General features: G+C 68.5%; 16 protein-coding genes. All 16 read right to left on the bottom strand.

Annotation, left to right across the window (positions count from 1 at the left end; translation table 11 throughout):
* Positions 1–41: 41 nt before the first annotated feature.
* The 16 genes from BM357_RS10280 to BM357_RS10205 all read right to left on the bottom strand — a co-directional run bounded on the left by BM357_RS10280 (position 42) and on the right by BM357_RS10205 (position 16,944).
* On the bottom strand, positions 42–587 hold the full coding sequence (locus BM357_RS10280) for a helix-turn-helix domain-containing protein (protein WP_074952576.1): 546 nt from the start codon (positions 585–587) through the stop codon (positions 42–44).
* On the bottom strand, positions 577–1,446 hold the full coding sequence (locus tag BM357_RS10275; protein WP_074952574.1) for an ATP-binding cassette domain-containing protein: 870 nt from the start codon (positions 1,444–1,446) through the stop codon (positions 577–579). Before BM357_RS10275 ends, BM357_RS10280 begins: the two co-directional genes overlap by 11 nt.
* A complete protein-coding gene (locus BM357_RS10270; RefSeq protein WP_074952572.1) occupies positions 1,443–2,423 on the bottom strand; it encodes an ABC transporter ATP-binding protein in 981 nt (326 codons plus the stop codon). Before BM357_RS10270 ends, BM357_RS10275 begins: the two co-directional genes overlap by 4 nt.
* Positions 2,420–3,310 (bottom strand): ABC transporter permease subunit, encoded by an 891-nt coding sequence (locus BM357_RS10265; protein WP_074952569.1) that lies wholly within the window; start codon positions 3,308–3,310, stop codon positions 2,420–2,422. The genes BM357_RS10270 and BM357_RS10265 overlap by 4 nt, the downstream gene beginning before the upstream one ends.
* A gap of 4 nt (positions 3,311–3,314) precedes the next feature.
* A complete protein-coding gene (locus tag BM357_RS10260; protein ID WP_074952566.1) occupies positions 3,315–4,319 on the bottom strand; it encodes an ABC transporter permease in 1,005 nt (334 codons plus the stop codon).
* A 78-nt stretch (positions 4,320–4,397) separates the two neighbouring features.
* The gene (locus tag BM357_RS10255; protein WP_074952650.1) at positions 4,398–6,023 is read right to left on the bottom strand and encodes an ABC transporter substrate-binding protein; all 1,626 of its coding nucleotides are present in this window, start codon (positions 6,021–6,023) and stop codon (positions 4,398–4,400) included.
* A gap of 64 nt (positions 6,024–6,087) precedes the next feature.
* On the bottom strand, positions 6,088–7,218 hold the full coding sequence (locus BM357_RS10250; protein WP_074952563.1) for a dipeptidase: 1,131 nt from the start codon (positions 7,216–7,218) through the stop codon (positions 6,088–6,090).
* A 132-nt stretch (positions 7,219–7,350) separates the two neighbouring features.
* Positions 7,351–8,520, bottom strand: a complete 1,170-nt coding sequence (gene cobD, locus BM357_RS10245) for a threonine-phosphate decarboxylase CobD (protein ID WP_175511503.1) — start codon at positions 8,518–8,520, stop codon at positions 7,351–7,353.
* 14 nt (positions 8,521–8,534) lie between these two features.
* On the bottom strand, positions 8,535–9,374 hold the full coding sequence (locus BM357_RS10240; protein WP_074952560.1) for an adenosylcobinamide-GDP ribazoletransferase: 840 nt from the start codon (positions 9,372–9,374) through the stop codon (positions 8,535–8,537).
* Positions 9,375–9,376: 2 nt separating this feature from the next.
* A complete protein-coding gene (gene cbiB, locus BM357_RS10235; RefSeq protein ID WP_074952557.1) occupies positions 9,377–10,342 on the bottom strand; it encodes an adenosylcobinamide-phosphate synthase CbiB in 966 nt (321 codons plus the stop codon).
* Positions 10,339–11,034, bottom strand: coding sequence for a bifunctional adenosylcobinamide kinase/adenosylcobinamide-phosphate guanylyltransferase (cobU, locus tag BM357_RS10230; protein ID WP_074952554.1), 696 nt, complete (start codon positions 11,032–11,034; stop codon positions 10,339–10,341). Before cobU ends, cbiB begins: the two co-directional genes overlap by 4 nt.
* Before the next feature lie 23 nt (positions 11,035–11,057).
* Positions 11,058–11,624 (bottom strand): cob(I)yrinic acid a,c-diamide adenosyltransferase, encoded by a 567-nt coding sequence (locus BM357_RS10225; protein ID WP_074952551.1) that lies wholly within the window; start codon positions 11,622–11,624, stop codon positions 11,058–11,060.
* The gene (gene cobT, locus BM357_RS10220; protein ID WP_074952548.1) at positions 11,624–12,763 is read right to left on the bottom strand and encodes a nicotinate-nucleotide--dimethylbenzimidazole phosphoribosyltransferase; all 1,140 of its coding nucleotides are present in this window, start codon (positions 12,761–12,763) and stop codon (positions 11,624–11,626) included. Before cobT ends, BM357_RS10225 begins: the two co-directional genes overlap by 1 nt.
* Positions 12,760–14,421, bottom strand: a complete 1,662-nt coding sequence (locus BM357_RS10215) for a cobyric acid synthase (protein ID WP_074952546.1) — start codon at positions 14,419–14,421, stop codon at positions 12,760–12,762. Before BM357_RS10215 ends, cobT begins: the two co-directional genes overlap by 4 nt.
* A gap of 13 nt (positions 14,422–14,434) precedes the next feature.
* Positions 14,435–15,550, bottom strand: a complete 1,116-nt coding sequence (locus BM357_RS10210) for a HoxN/HupN/NixA family nickel/cobalt transporter (protein WP_074952543.1) — start codon at positions 15,548–15,550, stop codon at positions 14,435–14,437.
* Positions 15,547–16,944: a cobyrinic acid a,c-diamide synthase CobB gene (locus BM357_RS10205; protein WP_074952540.1), complete on the bottom strand. Its 1,398-nt coding sequence runs from the start codon at positions 16,942–16,944 to the stop codon at positions 15,547–15,549. The genes BM357_RS10210 and BM357_RS10205 overlap by 4 nt, the downstream gene beginning before the upstream one ends.
* Positions 16,945–16,964: the final 20 nt, after the last annotated feature.

Genomic DNA, 16,964 nt, shown 5'->3' with positions numbered 1-16,964 from the left:
CGGTACCGTATTTCAAACACGAAGGCCGATTCCCAAATACCTCAAAACGTGGGCGGCGTCATCGCCCAAATGGAACGCGACACGGTGGTCCCGGGATTGACAAAACGATGAGGCGTGGACGAAGGAAAGCAGATGCTGTCCCCTTCGCGCAGGTGGATCTCCTGCGTGCCCAGCCGGACCACCATCTCCCCCTCGAGCACGTAACCGCACTCCTCGCCCCCGTGCGCCACCATCCCCTCGGGGTCGTGGGCCTTTCCTGGCGAGATCTCCACCAACAGAAACTCAATCTGCCCGCGCAATGTGGGACTGAGCAGGTGATACCGCACGTGCGACCCCGGAAACTGGATGATCTTGCGCTGATCCCGGCGCACGACCATGCTTTCGTCCTGAGAGTTCTCGAAGAAGTAGTGCATCGGCACGTCGAGCGCTTGGCAGATGTGCCAGAACGCGGTGAGCGTCGGCACCACCTTGCCCCGCTCCACCTGGCTGATGAGGCTTGCACTCACGCCCGACTTCTCCGCCAGCGCCTGCATGGTCAAGCCCTTCTCCTGCCGCAACCTGCGTAACTTCGTATAATCAAACTCCACCGTTCGGCGCCTCCTCCACCAGCCGCTCGGCGCCCGCGTGACTCCACGTCGGGACCGCATCCAGCAGGCGGCGTGTATATTCATGCGAGGGGGCGGAGAACAGCGTATCCGTGTCGGCCACCTCCACGAGCCGACCGCGGTACAGCACCCCAACGCGATCGCAGAAGTAGCGGACCACCCCCATGTTGTGGGAAATGAACACGTATGTCAAACCGAACTCCGCCTGCAGCGACTGCAACAGTTGAATCACCTGAGCCTGTACCGACACGTCCAGCGCCGAAGTGGGCTCATCGAGCAACACCAGCTTCGGGCGCGTCACCAAGGCACGCGCGATGGCGATTCGCTGGCGCTGGCCTCCGCTGAACTCGTGCGGAAACCGGTGCAGGGATTCCGGCCGTAGACCGACCTGCCCGAGCAGCTCCACCAGAGCCGCCTCGCTGCCGAACTGAGCCCGCCTCTCCGGGGAGACCGCACGCAGCGGCTCCGTCAGGATCTGGTGCACGCGCATGCGCGGATTGAGCGAGGAGCGCGGGTCCTGAAAAACCATCTGAATGTCGCCGTACGGGAACGGCGGACGGCGACCGGGAGATGCGATCACGCGGCCGCAGAACGAGATCTCGCCGCCGTCGGGCGCCTCCAGACCCATGACGAGATTGGCCAGCGTCGTCTTGCCGCTTCCCGACTCGCCGACCAGGCCGAAAACCTCGCCCCGCCGGACCGTAAACGAAACCTGGTCGGCGGCCACCGTCTCGACGCGTATGCCCCGTTTCCGGACGAGAAACCGCTTCTGCACCTGGTGCAGCGTCAGGATCGGTTCCGCAGCTGCCACTGCCCGTGTGTCGCGCGCCTGAACGGTCATCGATTCGGCACCTCCTGTCCGGACCACCAGCAGGCCACAGCCGTGTCCCCGCTGCCGCGCAACGGCGGACGGGTGTCACATCGCTCCATCCGGTGCACACAGCGCGGTGCAAACACGCATCCTGGCGGCAGGTGGCGCAGATCCGGCAACTCCCCTGGAATCGCCTGCAGCGGCTCCCCCCGTCTGGCGACGTCCGGGACCGCTCGCAGCAGTGCGCGCGTGTATGGGTGGTTTGGATGGCGCAGGATTTCCCGTACCGGCCCCCGCTCCACCACCTCACCGGCATACAGGACCACCATCCGTTCGCAGATCTGGGAGACCACCCCCAGGTCATGCGTGATGAACAGCACCGCCGTCCCATGCTGGCGCGCCAGTCGCAGAATCAATTTCAAGATCTCCGCCTGCACCGTCACGTCAAGGGCGGTCGTGGGTTCGTCCGCAATGAGCAGAGCGGGATTTGCGGACATGGCCAAGGCGATGACAATTCGTTGGCGCATGCCACCGCTCAATTCGAACGGGTACTGGCGCGCCACCAGATCCGGCTGGTGAATCAGGACCTCTTCCAACGCGCGCTGCACCCGTTGTCTGGCCTCGCGGCGCGAACACCCGTGGTGGTGGCGAATCACGTGCATCAGTTGATCGCCCACCGTCATCGCCGGGTTGAGCGCCGTCATCGGTTCCTGGAACACGTATCCGATGCGCCGTCCCCGGATCTCCCGCATCTCCGCCTCCGTCATGGTGCACACGTCCCGCCCGGCGAACAGGATGCGTCCGGACTCCACCACGGTCGTCTCCTCCGGCAGAAGACGTGCGACCGCCTGAGCGGTGACCGATTTGCCCGACCCTGACTCACCGACCAAGCCGACCAATTCCCCTGCCCGGATGTCGAAGCTGACGCCGCGCAGCACCCGTATCAGGCCGGCCGCTGTCCGGAAGGAGAGGGTCAGTTCCTCCACCTGCAGCACCGACTCCGTCACGACGTCCGCCCCCCTTCCTCATGTCGCCGGGGATCCAGAAGATCGCGGACGCCATCGCCCAGCAGGTTGAACGACATCACGGTGATGAAGATGGCCGCGCCCGTCAACGTCGGATACCACCACTGATCCAAAAGGTATTTCCAACCCACGCTGATCATCGCCCCCCACTCCGGGGTCGGCGGCTGCGCACCGAGTCCGAGGAAGCCGAGCGTGGCGATGAGGAGGATGGTGTCCCCGAGATCGAGCGTGATTTGGACAACAATCGGCGGCAGCAGATTCGGGATGATGTGGCGTGTGACAATCCACCCCGAGCCCAGTCCGAACGTCCTGGCCGCCTTCACGAACAACTGCCGGGAGATGGAGAGCGCCTCCGCCCGAGCCAGACGCACATATACCGGCAGTTTGACAATCGCGATGGCCAGTGCGGCGTTCAACAGGTTGGGCCCGAGAGCCGCCGCCAAGGCCATCGCCAGGACAATGGACGGAAAGGACAAGAGGATGTCCATCAACCGCATGATCCCCTGGTCGGCCCAACGCCCCCAGTACCCGCTGAATGCGCCTAGCAATGTCCCCGCCAACGCGGCCAGCAAAACGGAGCCCAGGCCGACCCCGACCGAGATGCGCGCGCCGTACAGAATGCGGCTGAAGAGATCCCGTCCCACCTCATCCGTCCCAAACCAGTGCCGGGCGCTGGGCGGACTCAGCCGCTGCGACAGGTGCACGGAGGTCGGCGAGTCGGGCGCCAGCCAGGGAGCGAGAAGCGCGAGAAGGACAATCGCCACGACACAGGCCACGGCCAGGGCGGTGAAGCGATTGGCGGTCAGTTGCTTCCACAGCATCCGTCCACCGCCGTACCTCGCGGATCGGGCGACGATGGGTGTCGACATCGTGTCACCTCCGAATCTGCGGATCGAGCGCGTAATGCAGCAGGTCGACCACCAGGTTGATGAGCACGTAGGCAGCGCCGATGACCACCGTGAACCCCATGATCGCCGGAAAATCCAGGCTCGCGATGGACTGCACGACATAATTGCCCATCCCCGGCCAGTCGAAGACGGTCTCCGTCACCACGGCCCCGCCCAGCAGAGAACCGATGGACAGCCCGATGACGGTGATGGTCGGCACCAACGCGTTGCGCAGCGCGTACCGCACGATGAGAAAGCCGCGTCCGAGCCCGTTGGCGCGGCCGGTCAGGATGAACTCTTTGCCGAGCACCTCAAGCATGCTGGATCGCACCTGACGCACGATGATGGACAGCTGGACGTACGACAAGGTGACCGCCGGCAGCACCAGATGCCACAGGCTATTGAAGAAGTCCGCCCAGTAGCCGGTCAGGGCGCTGTCCACGGTGTAGAGCCCAGTGATGGTGGGCGGCGGCGGCAGACTCGGATCCAGGCGGCCGGATGCGGGCAACCAGCCCAAGCGCGCATAAAACAGCAGGATCAACACCAGACCACTCCAGAAAACGGGGACGGACACCCCGCCGAGGGACACCACGCGGGCCGCATAGTCCCATACCGTGTTTCGCTTGACAGCCGCCAGCACGCCGAGCGGAATCCCCGTCACGATGGCCAACAGAAAGGCGTACAGGACCAACTCCAACGTGGCCGGGAAAAAGGCCGCCAAGTCGTGGATCACCGGTTGTTGGGTGCGGATGGAGACGCCGAGATCCCCGTGCAACAGCCCCCACAGGTAGGTGCCGTACTGGACCCACAAAGGCCGGTCAAGGCCGAGTTGACGCCGGATGGACCGTATCGTGTCCGCACTGGCGTGGGGCCCGGCCATCATTTGCGCCGGGTCGCCCGGGATGACGTGAGACATGAAGAATGTACACAGCGTCACCCCGAACAACACGAAAACCAGCATCAGGAGCCTCTGGCGTATGAGATACAGCATCCAACGATCACCCCGTCCGCCCGCTCCGTCCGCGGCAAACGACCCGGACGGAGCAGCCCGTCGTTACACCTGCCAGCCTCACGATTTGGACATCTCGGCCAGGTTGTAAATTTGTTCGAGCATCGGATTGTATACGAATCCATGTACGTTGGTCCGCATCGGAAGCATGTAGTTTTTTTGATAGAGATACACATACGGTGCGTCGTCAATCACGATCTTCTGTGCATCCTGGTACAGCTTCGTACGCTGGTCCTGATCGGACACCGATCCGGCCTGCCGGATCAGGGAATCCACCTGCGGGTTGCTGTAGAATGCCCGATTGCCCGCCAATCCGAAATTCTTGGAGTCAAACCAGAAGTTCATGAACATGTACGGATCGGCGTAGTCGGGACTCCAGACACCGAGCGCGAGGTCGAACTGGCCCTGGTCCAACATCTGGCGTTCGGTCGCGTACTCCACGTTCTGCAACTTCACCTCGATGCCCACCTGTTGCAGATTGCTTTGAATCGCCAATGCCTCGGACGGCCACCAGGGCATATGATCGGAATACAGGAGGGTCAGCGTCAGATGACCGACGCCTGCCTGCTGCAACAACGCCTTCGCCTTGTCCGGCTGATACGAGTACTGGAACGCACTGTCGTCATGCCCCCACAGCCCCTGCGGAATGGGCCCCCGCATCTGCGTCGCGTTCCCCGCCTGAGAAGACTGGATGATGCCCTGATAGTCAATGGCGTAACTGATGGCCTGGCGCACCCGCTTGTCCTTGAGCGCCGGATTCCCCTTGCCAACGTTCAGGTACACGTAGTCCACCAACATGCTGGGCTTGTCCACGACGGTGATGCCTGACTCGGAAGAGAGCGACTTCAACTGATCCGCCGGGATGCCCTCGGCGATGTCCACCTGCCCCTTCTCCAACTGCAGGCGTTCCGACGAAGCGTCACCGATGATCTGGAAATAGACCGTCTGCAGTTTCGGTTTGGCCCCCTGATACGCCGGGTTGAGGGTCAACTTCAGATACTGTCCCTTTTTCCACTCCGCCAGCTGGTAGGGCCCGGACCCCATCGTATGGGTCGCCAAATAGGACTGCCCCATGTCCCCGTTCACTTCATGCTCCATCACCTTCGGATCGACGATGCTGGCGTAGTTGGCGGCCAACGCCGACACAAACGCCGGAAAGGGGTACTTCAGGTCGAACTCAACGTGCGTGGGGTCAATCACCTTTACCGCCTGGAGTTCTTCGAAGTCGCCCGCCGGGCCTTTGTTGATCTTCATCAGCCGGTCGAAGGTGAATTTCACCGCGTTCGCGTCCACCGGTGTCCCGTCCGGGAACTTGTCTCCCTCACGCAACGTGAACAAGTATTTCTTGCCGTCCGAACTGACGGTGTAGGAGGTCGCCAGATCGTAGGTGACGGTGGTTTTGTCCCCGTCGTATTTGACCAGGCGCTCGTAGCACGGATACGTGATCTTCCACGCTGCATTGTCCATCGTCACCGCCGGATCCAGTGTGCCTTCGTCGGCCGGCATGGCGACCGTCAGTGTGGTCGGATCCGTAGCCGCCCCAGCCGGGGCCGTCCCACCAGCCTGGTTGGCGGACGGCGGGTTGCTTCCGCATCCCACCAGTGACAGCCCGCTGACCAGACATACGGCGGCCAACGACAGTCCGATTCTCTTACGCTTTGACCGGGTCTCGTCACAGGTCTTCATCACACGATTCCCTCCCATTTCATCATTCCGTCTTTTTGGCATACGGGCGCCCCCAACGCCCGCTTCAGCCTGTCATCACGCGTGCGGCATTGTCAAAGGCAATCTGTCGAATCTCCCCGTCGCTGAACCCCCTTTTTGCGAATGTTTCCATCAACCGGGGCACATCCTCTACTCGCCGTAAGCCGGCGCCGGGGTGCACCCGGAAGGTGTCTCCAGGCAAATAGTCGGTGAAGTCAAACCCGAGGGCGACGTGCTCCACCCCCACCAGGGAGGCGATGTGGACGGCGTGATCGACCAGGCGGTCCAAGGTCGGCATTCCCGGATCGATAAAATTCGGATAGCTGTTGAGTCCAATCACGCCGCCGCGGCGGCCGATCTCACGGATGTGCCGATCCTCCAAATTTCGCGGCACATCACACAGGGCACGGGCGTTGGAATGGCTGGCGATGACCGTGCCATCGACAGCATCCAGCACCCCGTCGATGGACGCGTCATCCAGATGGGACAAGTCCACCACCGCACCGCGCGCCGTGAGGGTCTGCACCACGCGCCGCCCAAATGCGGTCAGCCCTTGCCGCATACCCGGCCGAAACAGCCCACCCGGTCCACTCGCAATCGCGTTCGACTCCCCCCACACCAGGATGGCATGGCGCAATCCCACCGCGCACAGCAGATCCAGCGACTGGCGGAGGCGTTCATCAAGTCTTTCATCAACTACCGTGACGGCGCAGCCAGAATCTTGCAAACCCCCGTCTCCCCCGGCGCCATGATGCGCATCGGCCGCAATCGCGGTCTCCAGCGGATCCGGCCGCCCGGTTGCGACCTCCAGCAGAGGCCACTGCTCCACGAACGTCATCCCTTCCACGCCGAGGAACAGCGCGGTCTTGCCTTCGGAAAGCCCTTTATCCATGGACGTTCGATCACGCACCAATGCCACGCAGTCCGCCGATTCTCGCACATCCGCCAAGAGCGAGCCGAGAAGCTGAAGCAGGCGGCCGACGCTGTTGGCGCGGTACTCCGGCTCCACCCACAGGGCCGCAATGAGCGCCTGAACCCCGCTCTGTCGCAAGCGAGGGTGATGCCGCCTCGCAAACACCCTCCGTTCACCGCACGCTCGTCGAAACGCGATGTCGGCGGCGAGGTCCGAATGGAGATCAAACACCCGTAACCCACGATTCACGATGTCTCCCGCCATGCCCATCCTCCGGCGTTCCCCAAACACCCGGGACTCGCAATGATTTTAAAAATCTTGTTGAATGATGTTTTGATTTTATTATATTGAAATTCGCCGTTGAGTCCAGTCCAAAATTCCCAATCGGACGCATTTTCACAATCGCCGTCCACCCATCCACCGCACGAATCCCTGCCACAACCGCCGGTTCTCCTCCGGGCGCCGGATGGCCACGCGCAGATGCCGCCCGTCCAAGCCCCGGAAGCTGTCGCAGCGGCGCACGTACATGCCCTCCGCCGCCCAGACCGCCAGCAGATCCTCCACATCGGCCGGTGCCTCCAAGCGCAGCAGGAAGAAATTCGCGCCCGGCGCATGCAGGTGCACCCCCGGCACACGGCCCCACGTCCGCGCCACAAACGCCTGCTCCTCCTGCAACCACCGCCACGTCTCCTCTCGGAACGCCTCGTCCCGGTACGCCGCCGCGGCCGCCGCCTGGGCCAGGTGATTGACGCTCCACCCGTCGCGATCCCGCTGAATTCGCCACACCCACGCCGGATTCGCCACCCCGAACCCGAAGCGCAGCCCAGGGATGCTGTACATCTTCGTCGCCGAGCGGATGACCGCCACCCGTTCATGTGCCAAGGCCAGCGGAAGCAGCGTTCGATCCCGCTCGTCCCACCGAAAATCCATGAACGACTCGTCGGCCAGGACGAAGACGCCCGCTTCCGCCATCGGCACCACCACCTTCGCCAACGCCGCGCGGGTCCAGAGGCGCCCGGTGGGATTGTGTGGGTGATTGAGGATCACGAGATCACCCGGCGCAGGCTCCGGCAGCGCGGCCGCGGCAGCCCCTGCACGCGGCCATACGCCCGCATCCGGCAAGGGCAGTCGCACCACCGGTGCCCCGCGGCGACGCGCGGCCGCTTCGTATTCGCTGAAGGCCGGCTCCAAAATGAACACCCGCCGCGGCCGCAGCGCCCCCAGGAACAGGTCCAACACCTCTGCCGCCCCGTTGCCGCAGAACACCCACTCCGGCCCGGGGAGACCGAATGTCTCCGCCAGCACCTGACGCACCAGCTGCTGCTCCGGGTCCGGGTAGTGGCGGATGCCGTCCATCGCCCGCAGGATGGCCTCCCGCACCGACGCCGGCGGACCCAGCGGGTTGATGTTGGCGCTGAAGTCGACGATGTCCTCCACGCGCCGGCCGCTCTCGCGCGCGTACTCGTACACCCGGCCGCCGTGCACCGCCATCGGCGCGCCGCCAGATGTCCATCGTCCGCCGTGCGACGCGCCGCCCGTCCCCATGCCGGCCGCACCCTGCTCCATGTCAGAATCCCTCCTCATCCGTGCGACACCCACAGCCAACCGAGCCACTCCATCCCTTCGTTCAAGCCCCCGTACAAATCGCCCGTCATCCCGCCGAAGCGGCGCGCCGCCCAGGCCGTGTACACGCGCACCGCGATCACCGCAGCCGCCCAGAGCCCGGCCGCCGTCCAGAGCCCGGAACCATGCCCCCCGACGGCCCACGGCCCGCCCCAGGCCATCGCCGCCGCGCTCGCCCCCAGCGCGCACGCAGTCGCCCCGGCCACGACCCACGCCGGCACGCGGCGCGCGAACACTGCGCCCAATCCGCTCGATCCCGCCGGCCCCGCCCCCGCCATCGCCCACACCATGCCAAGACGGGCCAGCGCGGGCACCAGCACAAACGGCCCCCAGCCCGCGCTCCCGCCGGCCAAGGCGGTGATGGCCGCGATCTTCCCGGCCAGCGCGAGCATCCCCGCGACAGCCCCCGCTGCCCCGACGCGGCTGTCCTTCATCACCGCGATGGCCTCGGCCCCTCGCCGCCGGCTGGCGACCGCGTCCGCCACATCCATCAGGCCGTCCAGGTGCAGTGCGCCCGTGGCGACGGTGTACCCGGTCACCGCCACCACCGCCGCACCCAGCGGCGACACCACCTCCGCCAATCCCCGCGACACCGCCCACACGCCCCAGCCGAGGACGGCGCCGGCCAGCGGGAAAAAGAGGGCGCTGCGGCGCAGGTCCGCCGGCGATGGCTCGGTCAGCGCCTGCGATCCCGCCGTTGGAATGGGCAGGATGGTGAGGAATCGGAAGGCGAGAAGAAAGGCGCGCCCCCCAGCCCGTACCGTTCGCACAGCGCTCGCCTGTATGCTCATCCGCATGCTCACCCTCCTCCCCAGTGCACGGCACAGCCCAACGCCGCGAGCAGCACGCCCGTCACCGCACAGGCCGCGTCCAGCACCGACACGGCCCGCAGGATGTCCGCCGCTTCCAGGGGCCGCAGCGGATCGCCCATCGTCGCGCGGAAGGACGGCACCCCGCGGTACACGTTCCAACCGCCCAGTTGGACGCCGAGCCCGCCCGCCATCATCGCCTCCGGGATCCCGGCGTTGGGCGACGGGTGGTCACCGGCGTCCCGGCGCGTCAAGCGGAGAGCCCGCAGGGCGGGCAGGCCGCGCAAGCCCAGTGCCACGACGAGGATCCCCGCGGTCAACCGTGCGGGAACGAAGTTCAGCACGTCATCCAGCCGGGCGGCGCACCAGCCGAAGGCACGGAAGCGGTGATCCCGGTGCCCCAGCATGGAATCCAACGTGTTGGCGGCCCGGTACATCATCGCGCCCGGCGCCCCCAGCAGGCACGCGAAGAAGAGAGGGGAGACGACGGCGTCCACCAGGTTCTCCGCCACCGTCTCCACCGCCGCCCGCACCACCTCCGGCTCCGACAGGTATGCCGTGTCGCGGCCGACGTACCGGGCCACCTCGCACCGGGCGGCGTCCAACCCCTCCTCCCGGAGCCGCCGGTGCACCGCCCGCCCGGCATCGCGGAGGCCCTTCCAGGCCACCGTCGTCGCCGTCAGGACGATGTTGAGCGCCGCCGCCAAGGCCGGGGAGACCCAACCCGCCAGCCACAGGACGCCGAACGTGAGGCCCCCGGCCCAGGCCAGCGTCGTGACCACCACCACCGCCCCCAGGGCGCGCCGCAGACCGTCGCTTCGATCCCGCCGGTTCCAGCGTCGCTCCAACCCACCGATCCAGCGGCCCATCGCCACCACCGGGTGCGGCAGCCAGGCGGGATCGCCCGCCACGCGATCCACAACCAGCGCCGACGCCGCAATCCAGAACAGGTTCACGGCACCTCCGCCTCCGAAGCCGTCTCCACACCCGTCCTCGCCTCCGGCTCTGCCTCCGCATCTGCCGCCTCCGCATCTGCCGGAGCCACCGCCGGCACCTCCGCCTCTGCCGACACCTCCGCCGATGCCTCCAGGCGGCGCAGATCCACCGGGATCCCCGCCACCACCCACAGCACGCGGCCCGCCCGGCGGGCCACCGCCTGGTTGAGCGTGCCCAGCCAGTCCCGATAACGGCGGGTCTGCGCATCCGCTGGCACGATGCCGAGGCCCGCCTCCTGGCTGACCGCCACCACCGGTCCGGGCGCGGTCGCCAACGCATCCGACAGGCGCTTGACGCGTTCTGCCAGCGCGTCGTCGCCGCAGCCCTCCAGCCACATCCAGTTGTTCAGCAGCATCGACAGGCAGTCGAGGAGGACGATATCCCCATTCCGCCGCGCCGCAAACCACTCGGGCACCTGCAGCGGCTCCTCCACCGTGCGCCACGCCGCCGGCCGCCGATCCCGGTGGCGGCGAATCCGGTCCGCCATCTCCGCGTCCGCCGCCTGCCCCGTGGCCAGGTACACCACCGGACGCCCGAGGCAAGCTGACCACCGCGCCGCCCAGTCCTCCGCCACCTCGCTCTTGCCGCTGCGGGCCCCGCCAAGCACCAGCACCAGGTCCGCCTTGCGCAGCCCCGCGTCCGCCTCTGCCACAGCTCTCCAACCTCCGGCCCCCGTCACGGCCGGAACACCTCGCGGCTGTTGCGGTATTCCACGTCCTGCCGTCCGTCGCGGGCGTTGACGGCCCTGGCGAGCACGAACAACAGGTCGGAGAGGCGGTTGAGAAACCTCAGCGCGGGCAGGTGGACCGCCTCCGCCTGCATCAGGCGCACCGCCCGCCGCTCCGCCCGCCGCACCACCGTGCAGGCCACGTGCAAATACGCCGAAGCTACGCTGCCGCCGCGGAGCACGAAGCGGCGGACCGCCTCGGCCTCGTCTTTGTATTGATCGATCCACGGCTCCAACCGGGCCGCCGCGTCCTCCGGCGTCCGGAACGCGTGCCTGTCCGGTCGGGCCGCCGCCAGGTCCGCTCCCACGTCCCACAGGGTCTGCTGCACCTCCGTCAGCAGCGCCGCCACGTCGGCGTGCCCCGCCTGCTCCAGGTGCGCGATGGCCAGCCCGATGAACGCCCCGGCCTCGTCCACGGCGCCGTACGCCTCCACGCGCACGTCGTCCTTGAACCGCCGGACGCCGCCGATGAGGCCCGTCTTGCCCTGATCGCCGCCGCGCGTGTAGATGCGCATCACAGGTTCTCCTCTCTGAAACAGTCCGATGAATCCGCACCGGCCCGCGCCACCCGGACGCCGGTCGGCACCGTCGGCGCGCCGGGCGGAACCCCAAGACCGCCCGCCCGCGTCACCCGCGCGTCTGAGAACGTCGCCGTCTCTGCCAACACCCGGCACGCCAGGCGCACCAGGGGCCACGCCAGCAGCGCGCCACTGCCCTCGCCGAGCCGGAGCCCGAGCCTGAGCAGCGGATCCAAGTGCAGCCGTTCCAACAGCAGACGGTGCCCCGGCTCGGCCGACACGTGTGAAGCCAGCAGCACCTCCGCGGCGGCGGGATCGACCGTCACCGCCCACAGGGCCGCCGCCGTGGTGATGAACCCGTCCAGCAGCACCGGCACCCGCCGCGATGCCGCCACCAGGCAGACCCCCGCCATCGCCGCCAGCTCCAAGCCACCGAGGCGCGTCATGATGTCCCACGGATCACGGAGGTGGGGCCGGTGTAACGCCAGCGCCCTGTCCACCACCGCCCGCTTGTGCGCCAGCCGAGCGGGATCCACCCCCGTGCCGCGGCCGACCACGTCCGCCGCCGGACGCTCCAACAGATACGCCGCCAGGGCGCTCGCGGCGGTGGTGTTGCCGATGCCCATCTCGCCCAACAGCAGCACATCCGCCCCCGCCGCCAAGGCTGCCTCCGCCGTCTCCCGTCCGGCCGTCACGGCCGCCTCCGCCTCCGCGCGTGTCATCGCCGGTCCCGCGGCGAGGTTGCGGGTGCCCGGGGCCACCTTGCGCGCCACCACGCCCGGGTGCTCGACCGGGACGCGCACGCCCACGTCCACCACCGTCAGGTGCACCCCCTCTGCCCGCGCCAGGACGCTGCTCACCGCGCCACCCCTGCAGATGTTGACCACCATCTGCCCGGTCACCTCGGCCGGATAGGCCGACACGCCTTCTTCGGTCACGCCGTGATCCGCCGCGAACAACAGCAGGTGCGGCCGCTCCAGTTGCGGCACCGGCCGCTCCGTGATGCGCGCGATCCGCTCCAACAGCGTCTCCAACTGCCCCAGGCTGCCCGCCGGTTTGGTGAGGTCGTCCAGCCGATCCCGCGCCCGCAGCGCCGCCACTTCCCCCGCACGCCTGTCCCGGATGCTCCCGTTCATCTCCGCTCGCCTCCTCCGCTCTGTCTCGCTTCGGCACGCCCCGACGGCGGCCCCAGCCAACCGTGAATCACGTCCATCCGGAGGTGCCTGCGGACCACGTCCGCCAACCTGTCCAGCGCCGCCTCCCGCACCGCCGCCATGTCCGGCGCCGGGCCCGCCGGCTCCGGCAGCCCGAACCGCGCCCGCAGCCTCGCCAGCCATGCCCGCCGAAAGGCGTCGTTGTCGAAGATGCCGTGCAGGTAGGTGCCCATCACGCGCCCGTCCTCGCTGACCGCGCCATCCGCGGCAGCCAGGTCCTGCGGAGCCTGTGCCTGCCACGCTTGCACCTCCCCGGCCTGAACCTCCCGCGCCCAGTCCGCCTCCGTCGTCTTCCCGTCCGCCGCCAGGCCGTCCTCCGCGCCCAGTCGCCGCACGCGGGCGAACGGCCGGCCGCCGGCGTCCAACGCCGTGCGCCCCATGTGGATCTCGTAGCCCGTCACGGGCAGCCCCGGGAAGACGCCCAACAGCTCACCCGCCACCCGCACCGTCCGCTTCTCGGCCGCCATCGTCGTCACGACCGGCAGCCACCCGAGGCCTGCCGTGACGGGTGCGTCCGACTCGGCGCCGTGCGGGTCCTGGATGCGCCTCCCCAGCATCTGATACCCGCCGCACACCCCGATGACGTCCGCCCCCGCCGCCCGGCGCTCGGCCACGGCCCGGTCCATGCCCGTCTCCCGCAGCCAGGCCAGGTCGTGCACCGTGTGCTTGCTGCCCGGCAGGACCACCGCGTGGGCCCCCGCCAGTTCCTCCGGCCGGCGGCAAAACCAGGCGAAGACGCCCGGTTCAAGGAAAAGCGGATCGAAATCGGTGAAATTCGCGATGTGCGGCAGTTGGACGATGGCCACCCGCACGTCCCCAGGCGCCGGCGCTCGCGCCGCCCGGCCGCCTGCGGGCTCCAGCGCCACCGAATCCTCCGCCTCGATGTTCAGGTCGGGGATGTGGGGGATGACCCCAAGCACCGGCACCCCGGTGTACGCCTCCAGCAGCCGGACGCCGTCCGCGAACAGGGTGGGATCACCGCGGAATTTGTTGATCACGACGCCCTTAACCCGCGCCCGCTCCCGCGGCGTCATGAGCTGCAGGGTGCCGACCACCGCCGCGAACACCCCGCCCCTGTCGATGTCCGCCGCCAGCAGCACGTCCGCGTCTGCCTCCTCGGCCATCCGCAGGTTGGCGATGTCCCGCGGCTTCAGGTTCATCTCCACCGGGCTGCCGGCGCCCTCCATGACCAACACCTCGTACCGGTCAGCCAGGTACCGGTAGCTCTCCACCACCGCCGCCCAGACCGCCCCGAGGCGATCCTCCAGATACCGGCGCGCCGACGTGGTCTCGTACACCCGCCCCTGCAGCACCACCTGCGTCCGGTGGCCGCTCATCGGCTTGAGCAGGACGGGGTTCATGTGCTCGTTCGGGGCAATGCCGCAGGCTGCCGCCTGCACCGCCTGCGCCCGGCCAATCTCCCGGCCCGACGGCGTCGCCGCCGAGTTGAGCGACATGTTCTGCGCCTTGAACGGGGCCACTCGGTACCCGTCCTGGGCGAGGATGCGGCAGAGGGCGGTGCACAGCACGCTCTTGCCCACGTTCGACGCGGTGCCGAGCACCATCAGGCTCTTGGCCATCCGGCTCCCCCCTTCACGACGGCAGGCCCCGGGCGTCGGCCCCGTCCGCACCAACGGGGTGTCCATCCCGCCGCCGCACCCGCCACAACCGAATGAAAAAGACCACGAACACCACGGTGATGCCGGCGCCCAGCCAGCCGAAGTCGAGGCGCCCGGCGGCGTCCGCCACCGCCGCCAGGCCGGGCACGTGCGGACCCAGCACCTGCAGCCACTCGACGCTGCCGACGAGGAGAGCCGCCAGGACCGACAGGCCGGTGACGACGGCGTTGTACAAGGCGCGCGATCGCGCCAGCCCGCGCGCCCACGTGTAGGTGTGCAGCATGACCAGGCCGTCGGCGGCGTCGAGCAGGCTCATCCCCGCCGCGAAGCACAGCGGCAGCGTCAGCACCAGGGCGGCCGGCGCCCCGCCGGCCGACGCCGCGGCCGACATGGCAATCACCGCCACCTCCGTCGCCGTCTCGAAGCCGAGCCCGAAGAGCAGCCCCACCCAGAACAGGTCCCGGCTCCGCCGCACGCGCCGGAGCAACCGCCCGCAGGCGCGCGCCATCAGGCCGCCGGACGAGGCGTTCGCCGCCGTGCCGCTGTCCTCACCGGTGTCGCCGTCATGTGCCCGCCCGGGCACCCGTCGCAAGGAGCGCAGCGCCGTCCGCCAAGCCCCCCAGTTGAGGACGGCCACCGCGTACAGGTACGTGGCCGAGATGCACATGCCCACCGTGCCGAGGCCAGGGGCTTCCCAGCCGGCGGCCGGGCCCGCGTCCTCCGCCGCGCCCGCGCCCGCGCCCGCCACCGGCCCGCCGACCCGTGCATGCCCGAGCGACAGCGCGACGAGGGCCGTCAGCAGGAACACCACCGCCGAGTGGCCCAGCGAAAACCACAGGCCGGCGGCCGCCGGACGCTGCCCCTCGCCCACCAGCTTGCGGGTCGTGTTGTCGATGGCCGCGATGTGGTCCGCGTCCAGCGCGTGCCGCAGCCCGAAGGTGTAAGCCAGCAGGCAGAGCGGCACCATCGCCCGCGCTCGCGCGCCGTCGAGGGCCATCCCCGCCAAAGCCATCGCCTGCAGGAGCGCCACCGCCACGAATACCCGGCCGGATGTGCCCATCCGCACGGCCCTCGTCCATCCAACCTTCATCCGTGCCCCTCCTTCCGCGCGCGGCGCCAGGCCGCGCAGGCCGCCACGAACCGCGGCGCCATCGTCGGATTGGAACCGAAGTGCAGATGCGTGTACCCGGCCACGAGCCCCGCGCGGGCGTACCCGTCGATCCCGCCGCCCCGCGACCCCTCCGTCCGCCAAGCCGCGGGCCGGTCCGGGTCGGTCCATTCCGCAATCGAATAATGAAACTCGTGCCCCCGCGCGCGCTCCCCGGCCGGCAGCAGGAAGGTGTCCCGCAACGCCGTGACCTCCCGGTAGCCGAGCGCCGCCAGGCGATCCTGCATCCGCACCCGTGCCGGCACCATCCCCGCCATCGCGTGCGTCTTCCCGGCCCGGTCGGTGAGCGCCTCGCACAGGTACATGAACCCGCCGCACTCGGCGAACACCGGCATCCCGGCCGCCACCGCCCGCCGCAGGCTCTCCCGGACCGCCTCCTGCCGGCCGAGCTCAGCCGCGAACTCCTCCGGAAACCCGCCGCCGAGGTACACCCCGTCGGCCTCCTCCGGCACCGGCTCACCCGCCAGCGGCCGGAAAGTCACCAGGCGCGCACCGTGCCATTCCAGCAGCTCCAGGTTCTCCGGGTAGTAGAAGTTGAACGCCGCGTCCCGCGCCACCGCGATGCACGCAGCCTCCGGCCGCGGCTGGCCGCGGAACAGCACCGGGTCCGGCGCCGCCCAGTCCTCCGCCGCCTCCGCCACGGCCAGCAACCGGCCGACATCCACCGCCGCTTCCACCGCGTCCGCCAGACGATGAAAGAGCCCGTCCAGCTCCCCCCGTTCCAGGGCCGGGATGAGGCCCAGGTGCCGTTCCGGGATGGCGATCTCCGCCTGGCGCGTCAGCCCTCCCAGCACCGGCACCCCGCATGCGGATTCCACCGCCTGGCGCACCATGTCCAGGTGCCCCGGTCCGCCGACGCGGTTGGCAATCACGCCGGCGATGCGCACCCGCGGATCGAGCCGTTGAAACCCCAGCACCACCGCCGCGGCGCTGCGCGCCATGCTGCTCGCGTCGAGGACGAGCACCACCGGCGCTTCCAACAACCGGCTCACCTCGGCGGTCGATCCGGTGTCCGACCGCGGGTCCTTCCCGTCGTACAGGCCCATCACGCCCTCGATCACGGACACCTCCGCCCCCTCGCTGCCGCGGTGAAACACTTCGCGCACGGCGGCAGGCGAGAGCATCCAGGTGTCCAGGTTGCGCGACGGCCGGCCTGTGACGGCCGTGTGGTAGCTCGGATCGATATAGTCGGGCCCGACCTTGAACCCCTGCACCGCGTGTCCGCGCCGGCGCAGGGCGGCCATCAGGCCCAGCGTCACCGTCGTCTTGCCCGCGCCGCTGTGGACGCCCCCAATGATGATCCTCGGCCGCCTCATCGCGGCTCCCCCCTTTCGTC

This window comes from Paenalicyclobacillus macrosporangiidus (assembly GCF_900116805.1).
Lineage (GTDB): Bacteria > Bacillota > Bacilli > Alicyclobacillales > Alicyclobacillaceae > Alicyclobacillus_H > Alicyclobacillus_H macrosporangiidus.
This window is presented reverse-complemented; position numbering and strand designations above follow the sequence as displayed.

Bases quoted from the DNA above. Each gene is read 5' to 3' on its own strand.
- BM357_RS10255 (WP_074952650.1), bottom strand. From the start codon at position 6,023: ATGAAGACCTGTGACGAGACCCGGTCAAAGCGTAAGAGAATCGGACTG.
- BM357_RS10215 (WP_074952546.1), bottom strand. From the start codon at position 14,421: ATGGCCAAGAGCCTGATGGTGCTCGGCACCGCGTCGAACGTGGGCAAG.
- BM357_RS10210 (WP_074952543.1), bottom strand. From the start codon at position 15,550: ATGAAGGTTGGATGGACGAGGGCCGTGCGGATGGGCACATCCGGCCGG.
- BM357_RS10240 (WP_074952560.1), bottom strand. From the start codon at position 9,374: ATGCGGATGAGCATACAGGCGAGCGCTGTGCGAACGGTACGGGCTGGG.
- cobD (WP_175511503.1), bottom strand. From the start codon at position 8,520: ATGGAGCAGGGTGCGGCCGGCATGGGGACGGGCGGCGCGTCGCACGGC.
- BM357_RS10260 (WP_074952566.1), bottom strand. From the start codon at position 4,319: ATGCTGTATCTCATACGCCAGAGGCTCCTGATGCTGGTTTTCGTGTTG.
- BM357_RS10225 (WP_074952551.1), bottom strand. From the start codon at position 11,624: ATGCGCATCTACACGCGCGGCGGCGATCAGGGCAAGACGGGCCTCATC.
- BM357_RS10265 (WP_074952569.1), bottom strand. From the start codon at position 3,310: ATGTCGACACCCATCGTCGCCCGATCCGCGAGGTACGGCGGTGGACGG.
- cobT (WP_074952548.1), bottom strand. From the start codon at position 12,763: ATGAACGGGAGCATCCGGGACAGGCGTGCGGGGGAAGTGGCGGCGCTG.
- BM357_RS10275 (WP_074952574.1), bottom strand. From the start codon at position 1,446: ATGACCGTTCAGGCGCGCGACACACGGGCAGTGGCAGCTGCGGAACCG.
- BM357_RS10250 (WP_074952563.1), bottom strand. From the start codon at position 7,218: ATGGCGGGAGACATCGTGAATCGTGGGTTACGGGTGTTTGATCTCCAT.
- BM357_RS10205 (WP_074952540.1), bottom strand. From the start codon at position 16,944: ATGAGGCGGCCGAGGATCATCATTGGGGGCGTCCACAGCGGCGCGGGC.